The following is a 16,074-nucleotide window of genomic DNA, read 5'->3' on the forward strand; positions in this document are numbered from 1 at the left end:
GGACGCTTTCATGAACGCGATCAACCAGACCTCCCCGCACCGCGACTCCAAGGGCCGCCCGATCGTCGCCGTCACCGGCCTCGGCATCGTCACCTCGCTCGGCCAGGGCAAGGACGCCAACTGGGAGGCGCTGACGGCCGGCCGCTCCGGCATCCACGCGATCGAGCGCTTCCCGACGCAAGGCCTGCGCACCACGATCGGCGGCACCGTCGATTTCCTGTTCGACGGCCCTTTCACCGCGCCGGAGCTTTCCGAGAAGCTCGCGATGCTGGCAGCCGAGGAGGCCGTCGGTCAGAGCGGGCTGGGCAAGCCCGGCGATTTTCCGGGCGAGCTCTTCATGGCCGTGCCGCCCGTCGAGATGGAATGGCCTCAGAAGCAGAAGTTGGCCGCAGCCGTCGAAGGCGAGGTCGACTATGACGGCCTGCTGAAGGTCGCGGCCTCCCGGAAGTTCGGCGCCATGCACGAGATGTTCCTGTTCGGAACCGTCGCCGACCATGTCGCCGACGCCTTCGGCACCAAGGGCTCGCCGATTTCGCTCTCGACCGCCTGCTCCTCTGGCGCGACCGCGATCCAGATGGGCGTCGAGGCGATCCGCCGTGGTGAGACCGAGGCCGCGCTCTGCATCGGTACCGACGGCTCGATCCATGCCGAGGCGCTGATCCGCTTCTCGCTGCTATCGGCGCTGTCGACCCAGAACGACCCGCCGGAAGCCGCCGCCAAGCCCTTCTCCAAGAATCGCGACGGCTTCGTCATGGGCGAGGGCGCCGGCGCGCTGGTTCTGGAGGATTACGATCACGCGCTGGCGCGTGGCGCGACCATCCTCGGCATCGTCGCTGGCTGCGGCGAGCGCGGCGACGGCTTCCACCGCACCCGCTCGAGCCCGGACGGCAAGCCGGCCATCCTCGCCATGCAGGACGCTCTGGCCGATGCCGGGCTGAAGCCTGACGATGTCGACTACATCAATGCCCACGGCACCTCGACGCCGGAGAACGACAAGATGGAGGCGATGAGCTGCGCCGCCGTCTTCGGCGAGCGGATGAACAAGCTGCCGATGTCCTCCAACAAGTCGATGCTCGGCCACACCCTGACGGCGGCTGGCGCGGTCGAGGCGGTGATCTCCTTCCTGACCATCGCCCATGGCCGCATTCCGCCAACGATCAACTACAACACGCCGGATCCGGCCATCGCCCTCGATGTGGTGCCGAATGTCGCGCGCGACGCGACGGTGCGGACCGTCCTGTCGAACTCCTTCGGTTTCGGCGGCCAGAACACCAGCCTCGTCCTGACCGCGGAGCCCGCGCGCGTATGACCCCGGTTCTTCCATGACAAAAATTCTCGTCACCGGAGGCGCCAAGGGCGTCGGCGCGGCGATCGTGCGTGCCTTGGCAGCGGCTGGCCACGACGTCGATTTCACCTATCGCAGTTCGGGTGAGCAGGCCCTCGCCCTGGCGGCCGAGATCGCGCAGGCCCATCCCGGGCGCAGCATCGACGCCCTCCCGCTCGACCTCTCCGACAAGGCGGCGCTCGACGCCTTCTGCGAGGAGCGCGAAGGCGAAAGCTATTTCGGCCTCGTCCACAATGCCGGCCAGCCCTATGATTCGCTCGCCGCGATGATGGTGCAGGACAAGGCGGAAGCGGCGATGCAGGTCAATTTCTGGGCCTTCACCCGCCTAGCCAAGAGCCTGATGCGCAACATGATCCGCGCCCGCGCCGGGCGCATCGTCGCGATCGGCTCCGTCGCGGCCCTGCGCGGCAACCCCGGCAATGCCGCCTATGCCGCCTCCAAGGGCGCGCTGATCTCCTACGCCAAGACGCTCGCGGTCGAGACCGGCAAGCGCGGCGTCACCGTCAACGTCATCGCGCCGGGCTTCGTCGATACCGACATGATGGCGCCCTATGCCGCCTATCGCGACAAGATGCAGGGCCAGATTCCGGCCGGGCGCTTCGCCAAGCCCGAGGAGGTCGCCGGCCTCGCCGCCTTCCTGATGAGCGGGCCCGCCGCCTACATCACCGGAACGGTGATCCCGATCGATGGCGGCGTGACCGCGCATCTGGGCGTGCATCGCTGAGATCGACTTTTCGCGACAAGTGAACTAGATTTGTTCGGTCCGAACCGGAGTGAACCGTCATGACGGCTGCCTTCACGATTCGTATCGAAGATGAGATGCTCGCCAAGCTCGACGCGCTTGCCGCTGACACCGACCGCTCGCGCAACTGGCTCGCGGCCAAGGCGATCGAGAACTATGTCGAGCTCAACGCTTGGCAGATTGCCCGGATCAAGGAGGGCATAGCCGAGGCCGACCGCGGCGAGTTTGCGACTGAAGAAGAGGTGGAAGCCGTCTTTGCGAAGTACCGGGCTCAGCCCGCGTGAAGATCGTTTGGACGCGCCGCGCACTACGCGAGATCGATCAGATTTTCGCTTTTGTCGCCCGTGATAGTCGCGTCGCAGCATCGGCGATGGTCGCTGTTGTCGAGGGTCGCGCTGCGGTGCTGGCCGATCATCCAGACATCGGCCGTCCGGGGCGAGAAGACGGGACACGCGAGCTCGTCCTGTCCGGCATCCCTTATATTCTGCCGTATCGCGTCCGTGATGGTCGCATCGAAATCCTGGCAGTGTTCCATACCTCGCGAGCTTGGCCAGAACACCTTTGAAAGACTGAACTTCTCATGCGCTCCCTCCAGCTCCATGGCGACCGCGACCTCCGTCTTGAGGAGATCGATCCGCCGCCGCCGCCGGCTCCCGGCGAGGTTCAGATCCGCATCCGCGCCGTCGCGCTGAATTACCTCGACGTCTGGGGTTTTCGTGGAATGGCCTTCGCCAAGCGCAAGATGCCGCAGGCGGCCGGCGTCGAGGCCTCGGGCGAGATCGTCTGCGTCGGTGAGGGCGTCACCAACCTGAAGGTCGGCGACACCGTGACCGCCTATGGCGCCGACACCTGCGGCCACTGCAAGGCCTGCCGCGAAGGCCGCGACAATCTCTGCGAGAACGTCGCGGGAATCATGGGCTTCCATATCGACGGCTTCGCGCGCGAGCTGCTGAACCGCGAGGCGCGCCTTGTCATCAAGGCACCCGAAGGCGTGTCTTTCGAGGACGCCGCCTGCGCGCCGATCGGCTTCGGTACGGTCCAGCATATGCTCTTCGACAATGCGAAGCTCGAACCCGGCGAATCCGTGCTGGTCCATGCCGGCGGCTCCGGCATCGGCACGGCCGCGATCCTGATGGCCAAGGCGATCGGCTGCACCGTCTACACGACGGTGGGAGACGACGAGAAGGGCCGCAAGGCCAAGGAACTCGGCGCCGACTACGTCATCAACTACAAGACCGAGCGCTTCGAGGGCGAGGTCCGGCAGCTCACCAAGCGCAAAGGCGTCGACGTCGTCTTCGAGCATGTCGGCGCCGACACCTGGAATGGCTCGCTGCTCTGCCTCAAGCGCGGCGGCCGGCTCGTCACCTGCGGCGCGACCTCGGGCGCCTCGACGACGATGAACCTGATGCAGCTCTTCCAGCAGCAGTACCGCATCACCGGCTCCTTCGGCTGTCGCATCGAAAACATCGCGCAATCGCTCGAAAAGATGGCCGGCGGCATGAAGCCCGTCATCGATTCGGTGTTTCCGCTCGCAGATTTCGAGAAAGGCCTCGCGCGTCTCGAAGGGCGCCAAGTCTTCGGCAAGGTCATCGTGACGTTCTGAAGCGCGGTGCCGTAACACAGGATTACCACCCCGGACGCCGGCAAAACTTGACGAAACCGCGTTCCTGCCGCAAGTCGCGGCTCCAGCCCGGCCTCGCAGGCCATGCGGGCAAAATGGGGCCGGGCCGATCTTGAGACGACTGAAACTGCTTGCCGGGCGCGCCGGTGCCTTTGTGATGATCGGTGTGGTCCGGGCGCTGTTCGCGTTCCTGCGCCTGCTCGGGCCGGAACGGGCGAGCGATCTCGGCGGCTGGCTGCTGCGGAGCGTGAGTCCGCTGATCCCGGTCAACCGTGTCGCGCTCGCCAATATCCGCGCCGCCTTTCCCGATATGCCGGAGTCTGAGGTACGCCGCATCGCCCGCGGCGCCTGGGACAATCTCGGCCGGACGGCCGCCGAATACGCCCATCTCAAGGACCTGTTCGACTACGACCATCTCAATCCCGACGCGCCTTCGCGCGTCGAGGTCGATGGCATCGAGCATTTCGTCGCGCTGAAGGACGACGAGAAGCCGGGCCTGATCTTCTCGGCCCATCTCGCCAATTGGGAACTGCCCGCAATCTGCGCCGAGGCCTACGGGCTGGACACAACCGCCGTCTTCCGCGCCCCCAACGACCCGGCCATCGCCAGCGTGGTCCACGAGATCCGCTCCGGCGCGATGGGCGGCCTCGCCGCCGCCAAGCAGGGCGCCGCTTTCGCCATGCAGGGCGTGCTGGAGCGCAACGGTCATTTGGGCATGCTGATCGACCAGCATTTCACCCGCGGGGTCGTGGTACCCTTCCTGAGTCGCCCGGCCCTGACCAATCCGATCCTCGGCAAGTTCGCGCGCCGCTTCGAATGCCCCGTGCATGGCGTGCGCGTCATCCGCCTGCCCCATCAGCGCTTCCGGCTGGTGCTGACGCCCCCGCTCGACCTGCCGCGCGACGCCGAGGGCGAGATCGACGTGCAGGGCGCGATGGCGATGATGACGGCCGTGGTCGAGGGTTGGGTTCGCGAGCATCCCGAGCAATGGCTCTGGATGCACCGGCGCTGGCGACCCAACATGATCACGATCTCAGCCGCCGAAGCTGGCATGGCGGTTGCGCACACCCCGGTTTTCAAGGCAACGTGATTTCCAAGTGAGATCGATTGGGCGCTTTGGTAACGCCTGAGATGTAAGGTCTCGCCGAGTTCAAATGATGATCCGTCTCGCGCAGCTCTTTTCGGCTACCGCCGCCCTGCTTGTCTTGGGCGGCGCGGTCGTGTGCGCGGATCCTGCGGACCGGCAGCCCAAGGCGGTGATCGAGCTCTTCACCAGCCAGGGTTGTTCCTCCTGCCCGCCAGCCGATGCGCTCTTCGTCGAACTGTCCAAGAACCCGGACATGATCGCCCTGACGCTGCCCGTGACATATTGGGATTACCTTGGCTGGAAGGACACGCTTGGGAAGGACAGCTTCGCCAAGCGGCAGAAGTTCTACGCCAAGGCGCGGGGCGACGGACAGGTCTATACGCCCCAGGCCGTAATCAACGGTGCCTCGCATGTCGTCGGCTCTGATAGGGTAGAGATTGAACGAGCGGTGAAACAGCCGTCGGGCACGGGCTTCGTCACGAAGCTCTCCCTGAAGGAAGATGCCGGCACGTTGCAGGTCCGTCTCGCGCCGCTTGACGTCCCCGTCGAGCGGACCGCCGGCGTCTGGGTCGTGGCGACGACGCGCCTTGTGACAGTGCCGATCACGCGCGGCGAGAATCAGGGCAAGACCGTCTCCTACGCCAATGTCGTGCGCGGCATGACCCGCATCGGCGACTGGGACGGTAAGGAGGCGACGCTGACCACAGCGCTCGCCACGACGCAGGTGCCGGAGGCGGACAGCTATGTCGTCATCGTTCAGGCCGAGCAGATCGGTAAATACGGCATGATGCCCGGCGCGATTCTGGGTGCCTCGCGCAGCCCGCGCTGACAAGCGTTCAGAGAATCACCACCTTGTTCGGCAGCTCGTCGACGTCATCAGGCGTACGCGGTGCATGGTTCGCCAGCACCGCCCCGGTGGCACGCACGGCGTCAACCAGCCCGTCCCGCAGCCGGTCCTCGCGGGCGGCCACGAGCAGAGACTCGATGATCCCGTCCCAGACGGCCTGATCAACCCTGCCCTCGATGCCGGTATCGGCGAGAATCTCGGCATAGCGCTCCTGGATAGCGACATAGAGCAGCACGCCGGTGCGCTGGCGGGTTCGCGTCAGGCCGCGCGCGGTGAATTCCCGCAGCGCCACGTCATGGGCGCGCCCGCGCTTGACGAAGCCCGGCACGAAACGACCGCCGCGACCATACCAGAGCAGCGCGGCGAGCAGCAGCGCCGCGCAAATGATCTGAACCAGGAAGATGCGGGGCGCGCTAATCGTCGTCATAGCCAGCAATGGCCAGGGCACGAGCAGCGACAGCGAAAGGGCCATCACCACCGGCACCGTCCGATAGCTCGACGCAGCGTGATCGATCACCACCACGATCTCGGCCGCCGTCGCGCTCTCGGCCTGCCGCACGGCCTCGGCAATAGCGTCCCGGTCCTGCTCGTCCATTACCAGTCTCCCGAGGCGCCGCCGCCGCCCGACGACCCGCCTCCACCCGAAAAGCCGCCTCCGGAACTGGACCCCGAGCTCCAGCCGCCACCGCTCGAACCCGAGCCGGTGCTCCAGCCGGAACTCTGTGGCAGCGTCACCCAGCGACCATCGCGCATCCGATGACGCCGCACACCGCCATTCCCGCGGAATTCGTTCATGAAGGCGGTGATGAGGACGAAGATCATCAGCATCACGAAGATGATCGCAATGACTTCGACGACCGAAGTGTCGTCGCTGCGGACGCTGGCGCGCCTCTGCCATTCCTCGGCATCCCCCGCGAGAATGCTCAGGATCGCGTCGACTCCGCCTTCAATGCCGCCGGCGAAATCGCCCGCCTTGAACTTCGGCGCGACCGCAGTGGTGATGATGACCTTGGAGAGAGCGTCCGTCAGCGCGCCTTCGAGCCCGTAGCCGACCTCGATCCGGACCTTGCGCTCCTTCGGCGCGACCAGCAGCAAGACGCCGTTATTGGTCTTGGCCTGGCCGAGCTTCCAGAACCGGAACAGGCCGTTGGCATAGTCCTCGATCGTGACGTCCTGCAGCGACGGCACCGTCGCGACCACGAGCTGGTCCGAGGTCTTGTCTTCATGCGCCTTGAGCTTGCCTTCGATCCGCTGGCGCGCCTCGGGCGCGATCAGGTTGGCGCCGTCGACGATCCGCCCGGTGAGAGCGGGATAGGTCGGCTCGGCCGCGAGGACGAGGCCGCTCCAGCACAGCAGCAACAGAAACGCGGAAACACGACGGAGAACCCCTCTCCTGTAAGGAGAGGGGTAGGGGTGAGGTGTCGGCTGTTGGACGAGCGAAGCACCAAGCCGACGGCACGACGCGGCAATGTCGCGCATCATGCGCAGAAGGGCCGACCCCTCACCCTGCCCTCTCCCCGCGGGAGAGGGTTCGCCGCGTTTCACGCGCCTGCTGGTCATCGAAGAGAGCAACGGGCGTTTTAGAACTTCACCGTCGGAGGCTTCTCTGCTCCCGCCGTGGAGGTGAAGCTCTCCAGCGCCTTGGCGCCCCAGAACAGGCGCGCCCAGATCACACCCGGGAAGGTACGGATTTCCGTGTTGAAGGCCTGGACCGCCTGGATGTAGTCGCGCCGCGCCACGGCGACGCGGTTCTCCGTGCCCTCGAGCTGCGATTGCAGGGCAAGGAAGTTCTGGTTCGATTTCAGATCGGGATAGCGTTCGACCGTCACGAGCAGCCGCCCAAGCGCGCCGCTGAGCTGGTTCTGCGCATCCTGATACTCCTTGAATTTCACGGGGTCGGTGATGGTCGAGGCATCGACCTTGACCTGGCTCGCCTTGGCGCGCGCTTCCACCACCGCGGTCAGGACCTCGCGCTCCTGCGCGGCATAGCCCTTCACCGTCTCGACCAGGTTGGGGATCAGGTCGGCACGGCGCTGATACTGGTTCTGCACCTCGCCCCAGCTGGCCTTGGCCTTTTCCTCCAGCGTCGGCACGTTGTTGATGCCGCAGCCGGCCAGCCCCAGCCCAAGCAGGGCAGCCGCCAGCACGGCAAGAGGGCGGCGAAGGATCGTGGACGGAACAAGCGACATGCCGGAGCCCCTTTGGCAGCGTCTCGGAAAACGAGGATTCGGACCTTAGCGCCCGGCGACGACCGCTCCAAGACGAATGCGGGGTTGCCGAATGCGGCGTGGCACGATCCGACGCTTACGCTACTCTGCCGGCGAGATCGTCCGCGGGGAGTTCGGGCCATGCATTCTTTTCCGGGTCATCGCGTTCCACTCCGTAGCCTCCTCGCCTTCGCCCTGCTGGTCGCAGCAATGCCGGCCAACCCCGTAGGCGCGCAGACGCTCGCACCTGCACCGGAGGCCTCGACCGGCCGCACCGTCAAAGCGCATGGCACCGCCCAGCGCTTCATGGTTGCGGCAGCCAACCCGCTGGCCGCCAGCGCCGGGCGCGACATCCTGCGTGCCGGCGGCAGCGCCACCGATGCGGCGATCGCTATCCAGCTCGTGCTCAATCTGGTCGAGCCGCAGAGCTCCGGCATCGGCGGCGGCGCCTTCATGCTGCACTGGGACGAGGCCGGAAAGCGGCTGGTGACGCTGGATGGCCGCGAGACTGCCCCTCGCACCGCCAGGCTCGACCGCTTCATCGGCCCTGACGGCAAGCCGATGCGCTTTGTCGATGCGGTCGTGGGCGGGCGTTCGGTCGGCGTCCCCGGCACGCTCAAGCTGCTCGAAGACGCTCACCGCCGCTGGGGTCGCCTGCCCTGGGCGCAGGTGCTTGCGCCCGCCATCAAGCTGTCGGAAGACGGCTTTGCCATCTCGCCGCGCCTGAACGGGCTCCTGTCCGGCGAGAAGAGCCTCGCGAAGGACGCCCGCGCCGCCGCCTATTTCTACGAGACTGACGGCAAGGCCAGGACCGTCGGCACGACGCTGCGAAACCCGGCCTTCGCCGCGACGCTGCGCACGATCGCGGAGAAGGGCACTGACGCCTTCTATGCGGGCGAGATCGCCCGCGACATCGTCGTGACCGTCACCGGCCACCCGACCAATCCCGGCGACATCACGCTGGAGGACCTCGCCGCCTACAGGGTCGAGCAGCGCGAGCCGGTCTGCGGCGCCTACCGCGTCTGGCGCATCTGCGGCATGGGGCCGCCGAGTTCGGGAGCAGTCGCCGTGCAGCAGATGCTGGGCATCCTCGAAACACAGCCGCTCGCCCGCCTCGGTGCCGGCGCGGAGGCCGCGCACTGGTTTTCCGAGGCCGGCCGTCTCGCCTTCGCCGACCGCAATCTCTATCTCGCCGACCCCGCCTTCATCGGCATTCCGCTCGCCGGGCTGATCGACCGCGACTACATCCGCTCGCGCGCAGCCCTCGTCAGCCCCGAGCGCTCGAGGGGGCGCGCCAAGCCCGGCGAGCCGCCGAACAAACGCGCGCAGCTGCTGGCCCCCTCGGAAGGCATCGAGAACGGCACCAGCCACATCTCCGTGGTCGATGCCGACGGCAACGCCGTCTCGATGACCACGACGATCGAGGACGGTTTTGGCGCGCGGCTGATGACGGCCGGCGGCTTCCTGCTCAACAACGAGCTGACCGATTTCTCCTTCCTGCCTGAAGAGGACGGCAAGCCCGTCGCAAACCGTGTCGAGCCCGGCAAGCGCCCCCGCTCCTCGATGGCGCCGACGCTGGTCTTCGACGCCTTCGGCCGGCTCTACGCCGTCGTCGGCTCGCCCGGCGGCAGCCAGATCATCGGCTATGTCGCCAAGACGCTGGTGGCGCTGCTCGACTGGAAGATGGACCCGCAGGCCGCCGTCGATCTCGGCAATTTCGGCAGCCGCAACGGTCCGACCGAGCTTGAGAAGGGCACCGAGGCCGAAGGCTGGAAGGCTGCGCTGGAGGCGAAGGGCCACGAAGTCCGCCTGCTCGAGATGACCTCGGGCATCCAGGCCATCGTGAAGACGCCGGAAGGCTTCATCGGCGGGGCGGATGGGCGCCGGGAGGGCGTCGCGATCGGGGATTGAGCCTGCAGAGGCGGCAGATCAGGCGGTGGCCCGCTCGCCGCCTGCCCCGCGCCCGGCAATCAGCCAGTAGACGAAGCCCGTCGCTGCTCCGACCAGAACCAGCGCGCCGATGATCTGGACCTCGGCACCGGTCGGCGTGCGCGTCAGTCCGAGCAGGGCGAGCGGCAGAAGCGCCGCCAGCAGGCCCGTCAGCCCGCTCTGGATCAATCCACTGCGCAGGGAAAACAGCTCCGAAGCGACGGCGACGAGCACGACCGGCGCGACGATGATCGCAAAGCCGAGCCGCCCCAGCAGGGAGAAGGCCGCGAGGGCGGTCGGTCCCGGATCGACGCCGCTCTCGGCCAAGCCGAACAACGCATCGAGCAGGCGCTCGAAGCCGCCGCCGATCAGGAGCGCGATGCCGGGCGAGACGACGCTGGCGACCATCATCGCCACGAGACCGGCAGCCATCGCCATGACCAGCGCGAAGGGAATCAAGAGCAGCCAGCGCAGCATGGCGGTCAGCCGGCGACCGCGGCGCCGCTCGCCTCGCCCTGCTCCAGCATGAGCCGCGCGCGCGCGGAGAGTTTTTCCGTCTCACTCTTGAGCTGGCCGCAGGCGGCCAGGATGTCGCGCCCGCGCGGCGTTCGGACCGGCGAGGCATAGCCGGCGCGGAAGACGATCTCGGAAAAACGCTCGATCCGGTCCCAATCCGAGCATTCGTAGCGGGTGCCGGGCCATGGATTGAACGGAATCAGGTTGATCTTGGCCGGAATGCCCTTGAGCAGGCGCACCAGCTCGCGCGCCTCGGCGTCGCTGTCGTTCACGCCCTTGAGCATGACGTACTCAAAGGTAATGCGCTTCGCGTTCGAGACGCCCGGATAGGTCCGGCAGGCCTCGAGCAGGTCCTTGATCGGGTACTTCTTGTTCAGCGGCACGAGTTCGTTGCGCAGATCGTCGCGCACCGCATGCAGCGAGATCGCCAGCATCGTGCCCATCTCGGATCCGAGCGGCCCGATCTGCGGCACGACGCCCGAAGTCGAGACGGTGATGCGGCGGCGCCCGAGCGAGAGCCCCTCATTGTCGGAGATAACGTCGATCGCATCGCGCACGCCGTCGAAATTATAGAGCGGCTCGCCCATGCCCATGAAGACGATGTTGGAGACGAAGCGCCCGCCATCATTGGGAACGAAGGCACCGTCCGGCGCGACGCGGTTGGGGAAATCGCCGAGCCGGTCGCGCGCCACCATCAGCTGCGCGACGATCTCCTCCGTCGTCAGGTTGCGCACGAGGCGCTGCGTGCCGGTGTGGCAGAAGGTGCAGGTCAGCGTGCAGCCGACCTGGCTGGAGACGCAGAGCGTGCCGCGATCGACCTCGGGGATATAGACGCATTCGATCTCGGCGCCACGGTCGCGCGGGCCGGTCGGTGCCATCCTGAGCAACCATTTGCGGGTGCCGTCGGTCGAGACCTGCTCGGCCGTGACCTCGGGCAGGTCGAGCGTGAAACGCTCGGAAAGCTGCCCGCGCAGGCCCTTGCCGATCGTCGTCATCGCTGCGAAATCGCGCACGCCGTAGTGATAGATCCAGTTCCAGAGCTGGCCGACGCGCATGCGCCGTTCCTTCTCGGGCACACCGATCTCGGCCAGCGCGTCGTTCAGGCCGGCACGCGTGCGCCCGACCAGCGACAGGCGCTGCAAAACGGGTTCGGCCGCTGGCGCGGCGGGTTCAAGAACGGACAAGGTCATCGGAACTCTGGCTCGGATCGGGCAACACAGGCCCGAATGTCCGCGGCTCATAGCACAAGAACGCCCGGCCGCGAAATCGCGCCTGTTTCACCTCTCCGTCATCCCGGGCGCAGCGAAGCAAAGACCCGAGATCCGTTCCGGAACGCCAATCCCGATAGGCTCCGGAATGGATCCCGGATCGGCGCCGCTGCGCGGCTTGTCCGGGATGACCCAAGAACTCCGAGCGGAAGCGGAGTGCCGAACCGTGCTACTTACAAGCGTCTTCGGCGCGCTTCACGGCCTGATTCATGCCCGCGAGCGAATATTTGTCAGCGGTCGGATTGCCACGCTTCGACGTGCCCTTGATCTCGAGCGCCGAACCCTTGCGCAGCGAATCGAGCATGCGCGGCTCCTCGGCCGGATTCTTGAGCCACATGTTCTGGCCCTTGGCGACCAACGCGAAACGCTCGGAGCCGATCAGCGCCTGATGCTCGACATCTTCCTTGAGGTCGAAATTCAGCACGAAGCTGATCTCGTTGCGCACGCCCTCGGTCGGGCGGGTCGCGACGAAGAGCAGGCCTTCTACATCCTTCAGATTGGCCGGAAGGCGACTTTCCGCCTTCGAAAGCGCGTAGCAGACCTTGGCACGGCCCTGCTGCGAGGAGAAGGCCTGCCATTTGCCGGCGGTTTCCAGGAGCATCGCCTGGCCCTGGCCGGCCGCGGCGGGCGTTGCCGCAGGCGCTGCGGCCTTGGCGCGCTGCGCCGTCGCGTTCGTCGAGGTGAGGGCGATGCCCACGCAGGCTGCCAGCATGGCGAGCAGGAGAGTCGGGCGGGGCGAGGCGGCAACGCCGGAGCGGAAAGACGAGATATTCATGGACCGCCATCAGTCATTAAAAATCTTAACACTGCCTTTACCACACCTTCAGTGGGCGCGATGGCGGGAGGCAAGCGCATAGAGTGTCACGATCCTGGCGAAAATGCGAATGCCAGCAGCGGCCGCGAGGCTGTTTCGTTCGCCGGGAGCCCATGGCACATTCGGGCTGTAAGAACTGCGGCTTGCGGACTTGAGTGCGACGGGTGACGCGACGATGAGGGCACTGCTCTGCGAGAACCACGGACCGGCCGAGACGCTGGTCATCCGCGACCTTCCCGAACCGCAGCCCGGCCCCGGCGAGATCGCCATCGCGGTCAAGGCTGCCGCGCTGAACTTCTTCGACACGCTGATCATCGAGAACCGCTACCAGACCAAGCCGGCCCTGCCCTTCTCGCCCTCGGCCGAATGCGCGGGAACGGTCGCCGCAGTCGGCGAGGGCGTCATGGGTTGGCATGTCGGCGACCGCGTCGCCGCCTGGCTCGGCTATGGCGCGGCCCGTGAACGCGTCATCGTCCCAGCCGCAGGCGCAGTCAGGGTGCCGGATTCGCTCACGGATTCGCAGGCGGCCGGGCTTTTCGTGACCTATGGCACGGCGATGCACGGGCTGGTCCAGCGCGCCTCGCTGAAAGGCGGCGAGACGCTCGCGATCCTCGGCGCGGCCGGTGGCGCCGGCCTCGCAGCGGTCGAGATCGGGGCCTTGCTCGGCGCCCATGTCATCGCCTGCGCCTCCTCGGCCGACAAGCTCGAACTTGCCCGCGAGCACGGCGCGCAGGAGGAGATCGACTATACCACCGAGGATATCAGGGCGGGCCTGCGCCGGCTCACGGGCGGCCGCGGCGTCGACGTGCTCTACGACACCGTCGGCGGCGATCTGACCGAGCCCGCGGTCCGCTCGATGGCCTGGGAGGGCCGCTATCTCGTCGTCGGCTTCGCAGGCGGCACCATTCCCAAAATCCCGCTCAACCTGCTGCTGCTGAAGGGTTGCGACCTGCGCGGCGTGTTCTGGGGCGAATTCGTCCAGCGCGAACCCTCCGCCCAACGCCGCAACATGGAGCGGTTGCTGGGCTGGGCGGCCGGCGGCCATATCCGCGCCCATGTCCATGCGGAGATCCCGCTCGAGCGCTGGGTGCAAGCCTATGCGCTGATCGGCGACCGCAAGGCCAAGGGCAAGGTCGTCCTGACCTTCTGAATTTCAGAGGTCCGACATCGCCTTCCTGGCCCGTTCGCGATGCTCGGGCGTGATCGAGCCGGCGACCGCCGCCAGAGCGGCCGCGATCACCGCCGCATCGTCGGTGAAGCCGAGGATCGGCATGATATCGGGCAGCGCATCCACCGGCAGCACGAAATAACCGAGAGCCGCCAGCAGCGTCATCCGGACACGCCGCGGGGTCGCTGGATCGCGCGTGCAAATCCAGGCCGCCAGCAGATCCTCGGCAAAGGGAACCCGCTTCGCCACGCGCTTCAGCCGGGCGAGGAATTCTGAGCCGAAGCGCGCCTCGTCGCGCAGGCTCTTGCGGATCGCAGCCATCTCCTCCGCCGTGAAGCGGGAGGTGAAACCGTCGCTCATGACAGCCCCTCCTGAGGGCCAGTGAAGAAAGTGGCATGATTCCCCGATCGGAATCCGCGCGCAATATCGAAAGATGTGGCCCCGCCGAAGCGCCGCACAAGAGCCCTGCGCATAAACACGCTTGGAGCCGCTTCGCCCGCGCCTTAAACGCTTCTCTGGACCCGCCACGATCAGGACACGCCCGATGCAGCTCGATTCCTCCATCGCCGCCATCGTCACCGGCGGTGCCTCGGGCCTCGGCGAGGCCACCGCCCGCATGCTCGCCGGACAGGGTGCGAAGGTTGCGCTGTTCGACCTCAATGCCGAGCGCGGCAAGAAGGTCGCAGCCGAGATCGGCGGCCTCTTCGTCGCCTGCGACGTGACCAGCGAAGCCTCGGTCGATCAGGCATTGGCAACGGCCCGGGCCGCCCACGGCGTCGCCCGGATCGTCGTCAACTGCGCCGGCATCGCGCCCGGCCGCCGCATCGTCTCGAAGAAGCGCGAGACGGGCGAGCTGATCGCCCATGACAGTGCCCTGTTCGAGAAGGCGGTCGCGATCAATCTGACCGGGACCTTCCGCGTGATCGCGAAATCGGCCGCGGCGCTGGCCGGCCTCGAACCGGTGACGGCCGATGGCGGCCGCGGCGTCTTCATCTGCACCGCCTCGATCGCGGCCGAGGATGGCCAGATCGGCCAGGCCGCCTATGCCGCCTCGAAAGCCGGCGTCGCCGGGATGACGCTGCCGATCGCCCGCGAACTCGCATCCGCCGGCATCCGCGTCATGACGATCATGCCCGGCCTGTTCGAGACGCCGATGTTCGACGGCCTGCCCGAGGAAGCCCGTAATTCGCTGGCCGTCTCGGTGCCGCACCCCTCGCGCCTCGGCAGACCATCGGAATATGCAGCCCTCGTCCGCAGCATCGTCGAGAACGACATGCTGAACGGCAGCGCGATCCGGCTCGACGGTGCGCTCCGCATGGCACCGAAATAGCCACGAGGCGGCACGCAGCCTCGCCTATCCGCCTCCCCCGTCATCCTCCTGCACGATGCGGTAGACGGTGTTGGCGCTGCGATCGCGATAGAGATCCACGCGCTCGCCATCCCAGTGATAATCGAGATGGCGTCCCTGCGTCGGGTTCGCCGCGCAATCCGGATAGAACAGCCCGACACATTGCCCGCCGGGTTGCCGCACGCTTGGATAGACGACGCCTTCCGATCCCGCAGCGCGCAGTTCTGTCCCCAGCGCCTGGCTCGCCGAATAGTCATCCGGAAGCAGGCACGCGGCGTCGGCCTCCGGTCCGCGCAGGTCATGCAGACTCGCCTTCACGTCCATCAGGACTTCGCGGAACTGCGAGGTCCAGCCCTGAGGCTGCCGTGTCGCCGCCATGAAACGGGAATGATGGTGGATCGTTTCGAACAGCGCGACGCCAAACGACTCGCCGGCATAGAGCACGCCGAAGCGCCCGGCCGAGAAGCGGCTCGGGCGATCCAGGCTGACATGGGTGAAGGGCGCCATGAGCCAGCTCGCACCGGGACCGGACACCCGCCGCCCAGGCGGCACCAGGTCGAGATTGCCGACCGATTCCATCAGCCGCGGATTGGTCCTCTGCTCGGCAGCGAGCAAGAGCGGCCAGTCGGCTGGGTCGGCGATGTCCTCGAACAGGTCGATCGGCGGAAACACGCTCCGGATGATCCGCACCGCACCTCGCCAGTCGATCTCGGCGACGGGGATGCCGGCCGCATCTGTCACCAGCCGCCCCGCTCGGCGTCGAGATGGCGACGGACGCGCATCAGATCGGTCAGTTCGCCGCCGAGCATGACCTGCAACGCGGAGCGGCCGCCGAAGTCGGCATTCGCAGACTGGATCCAGTCATAGCCGCGCTGCGGTTCGCGGAAGATGATGCGCAGCGCCTTGTGGATGCCCATGAGGTTCGAGAGCCTGGCCTTGCCGTCGCGCGAGATGCGGCCGATCTGCCCCGCTTTCCACCGGCTGTAGCTCCGTGGGGGAAGATCGAGCAGCGTCGCAGCCTGTTCGTCGGTCAGCCGCCAGAGCCGGAACAGGTTGACGGCGGCCCGCAGCATCGCCACCGCCTCCGCATCGGAGATCGGCTCCGGCGCGAAGTCCCGTGCGGCGGTGTCGACATGCAGCAAGGCGCTCATCGCCATACCTCCCATCTGGCGTAAAATGGGA

General features: G+C 66.9%; 19 protein-coding genes. 10 read left to right on the forward strand and 9 right to left on the reverse strand.

Annotation, left to right across the window (positions count from 1 at the left end; genetic code table 11):
* The first annotated feature begins 10 nt into the window (after positions 1-10).
* From AC1RMY_RS24390 to AC1RMY_RS24420, 7 genes are all read left to right on the forward strand, one after another.
* Positions 11-1,309 carry a beta-ketoacyl-ACP synthase gene (locus AC1RMY_RS24390; RefSeq protein WP_492869017.1) on the forward strand — a complete coding sequence of 433 codons (1,299 nt, stop codon included), beginning with the start codon at positions 11-13 and terminating at the stop codon, positions 1,307-1,309.
* 13 nt (positions 1,310-1,322) lie between these two features.
* Positions 1,323-2,069: an SDR family oxidoreductase gene (locus tag AC1RMY_RS24395; RefSeq protein ID WP_492869019.1), complete on the forward strand. Its 747-nt coding sequence runs from the start codon at positions 1,323-1,325 to the stop codon at positions 2,067-2,069.
* A gap of 59 nt (positions 2,070-2,128) precedes the next feature.
* Positions 2,129-2,371: a CopG family ribbon-helix-helix protein gene (locus AC1RMY_RS24400; RefSeq protein ID WP_492869021.1), complete on the forward strand. Its 243-nt coding sequence runs from the start codon at positions 2,129-2,131 to the stop codon at positions 2,369-2,371.
* A complete protein-coding gene (locus tag AC1RMY_RS24405) occupies positions 2,368-2,652 on the forward strand; it encodes a type II toxin-antitoxin system RelE/ParE family toxin (protein WP_492869023.1) in 285 nt (94 codons plus the stop codon). Before AC1RMY_RS24400 ends, AC1RMY_RS24405 begins: the two co-directional genes overlap by 4 nt.
* 15 nt (positions 2,653-2,667) lie before the next feature.
* Positions 2,668-3,690: a zinc-binding dehydrogenase gene (locus AC1RMY_RS24410; protein ID WP_492869024.1), complete on the forward strand. Its 1,023-nt coding sequence runs from the start codon at positions 2,668-2,670 to the stop codon at positions 3,688-3,690.
* Positions 3,691-3,820: 130 nt separating this feature from the next.
* Entirely contained in the window at positions 3,821-4,798 is a 978-nt protein-coding gene (locus tag AC1RMY_RS24415) for a lipid A biosynthesis lauroyl acyltransferase (RefSeq protein ID WP_492869026.1), read from the forward strand.
* Between the two features lie 64 nt (positions 4,799-4,862).
* Positions 4,863-5,624: a DUF1223 domain-containing protein gene (locus AC1RMY_RS24420; protein WP_492869028.1), complete on the forward strand. Its 762-nt coding sequence runs from the start codon at positions 4,863-4,865 to the stop codon at positions 5,622-5,624.
* 7 nt (positions 5,625-5,631) lie between these two features.
* On the opposite strand, the gene AC1RMY_RS24425 is transcribed toward AC1RMY_RS24420, so the two are convergent.
* The 3 genes from AC1RMY_RS24425 to AC1RMY_RS24435 form a co-directional block, all read right to left on the reverse strand.
* Positions 5,632-6,237 carry a TPM domain-containing protein gene (locus tag AC1RMY_RS24425; protein WP_492869029.1) on the reverse strand — a complete coding sequence of 202 codons (606 nt, stop codon included), beginning with the start codon at positions 6,235-6,237 and terminating at the stop codon, positions 5,632-5,634.
* The gene (locus tag AC1RMY_RS24430) at positions 6,237-7,121 is read right to left on the reverse strand and encodes a TPM domain-containing protein (RefSeq protein WP_492869082.1); all 885 of its coding nucleotides are present in this window, start codon (positions 7,119-7,121) and stop codon (positions 6,237-6,239) included. The genes AC1RMY_RS24425 and AC1RMY_RS24430 overlap by 1 nt, the downstream gene beginning before the upstream one ends.
* Before the next feature lie 101 nt (positions 7,122-7,222).
* Positions 7,223-7,831: a LemA family protein gene (locus tag AC1RMY_RS24435; RefSeq protein ID WP_492869031.1), complete on the reverse strand. Its 609-nt coding sequence runs from the start codon at positions 7,829-7,831 to the stop codon at positions 7,223-7,225.
* Positions 7,832-7,990: 159 nt separating this feature from the next.
* Here AC1RMY_RS24435 and ggt point away from each other — a divergent pair, with 159 nt between their 5' ends.
* The gene (gene ggt / locus AC1RMY_RS24440) at positions 7,991-9,760 is read left to right on the forward strand and encodes a gamma-glutamyltransferase (protein WP_492869033.1); all 1,770 of its coding nucleotides are present in this window, start codon (positions 7,991-7,993) and stop codon (positions 9,758-9,760) included.
* Between the two features lie 18 nt (positions 9,761-9,778).
* On the opposite strand, the gene AC1RMY_RS24445 is transcribed toward ggt, so the two are convergent.
* From AC1RMY_RS24445 to AC1RMY_RS24455, 3 genes are all read right to left on the reverse strand, one after another.
* Positions 9,779-10,255: a hypothetical protein gene (locus AC1RMY_RS24445; protein ID WP_492869035.1), complete on the reverse strand. Its 477-nt coding sequence runs from the start codon at positions 10,253-10,255 to the stop codon at positions 9,779-9,781.
* Between the two features lie 5 nt (positions 10,256-10,260).
* Positions 10,261-11,484, reverse strand: coding sequence for a dual-specificity RNA methyltransferase RlmN (gene rlmN, locus AC1RMY_RS24450; RefSeq protein ID WP_492869037.1), 1,224 nt, complete (start codon positions 11,482-11,484; stop codon positions 10,261-10,263).
* A gap of 247 nt (positions 11,485-11,731) precedes the next feature.
* Complete coding sequence (locus tag AC1RMY_RS24455) at positions 11,732-12,337, reverse strand: invasion associated locus B family protein (RefSeq protein WP_492869039.1); 606 nt, start codon at positions 12,335-12,337, stop codon at positions 11,732-11,734.
* A 214-nt stretch (positions 12,338-12,551) separates the two neighbouring features.
* Between AC1RMY_RS24455 and AC1RMY_RS24460 the strand changes: the two genes are divergently transcribed.
* Positions 12,552-13,526: an NADPH:quinone oxidoreductase family protein gene (locus tag AC1RMY_RS24460; RefSeq protein ID WP_492869041.1), complete on the forward strand. Its 975-nt coding sequence runs from the start codon at positions 12,552-12,554 to the stop codon at positions 13,524-13,526.
* Between the two features lie 3 nt (positions 13,527-13,529).
* On the opposite strand, the gene AC1RMY_RS24465 is transcribed toward AC1RMY_RS24460, so the two are convergent.
* Positions 13,530-13,904 (reverse strand): YkvA family protein, encoded by a 375-nt coding sequence (locus AC1RMY_RS24465; protein WP_492869043.1) that lies wholly within the window; start codon positions 13,902-13,904, stop codon positions 13,530-13,532.
* A 184-nt stretch (positions 13,905-14,088) separates the two neighbouring features.
* Here AC1RMY_RS24465 and AC1RMY_RS24470 point away from each other — a divergent pair, with 184 nt between their 5' ends.
* Entirely contained in the window at positions 14,089-14,874 is a 786-nt protein-coding gene (locus tag AC1RMY_RS24470) for an SDR family NAD(P)-dependent oxidoreductase (protein WP_492869045.1), read from the forward strand.
* 24 nt (positions 14,875-14,898) lie between these two features.
* On the opposite strand, the gene AC1RMY_RS24475 is transcribed toward AC1RMY_RS24470, so the two are convergent.
* On the reverse strand, positions 14,899-15,633 hold the full coding sequence (locus AC1RMY_RS24475; RefSeq protein WP_492869047.1) for an RES family NAD+ phosphorylase: 735 nt from the start codon (positions 15,631-15,633) through the stop codon (positions 14,899-14,901).
* Positions 15,630-16,043, reverse strand: a complete 414-nt coding sequence (locus AC1RMY_RS24480) for an MbcA/ParS/Xre antitoxin family protein (protein WP_492869049.1) — start codon at positions 16,041-16,043, stop codon at positions 15,630-15,632. Before AC1RMY_RS24480 ends, AC1RMY_RS24475 begins: the two co-directional genes overlap by 4 nt.
* Positions 16,044-16,074: the final 31 nt, after the last annotated feature.

This window comes from Allobosea sp. GW822-FHT03F07 (assembly GCF_058801345.1).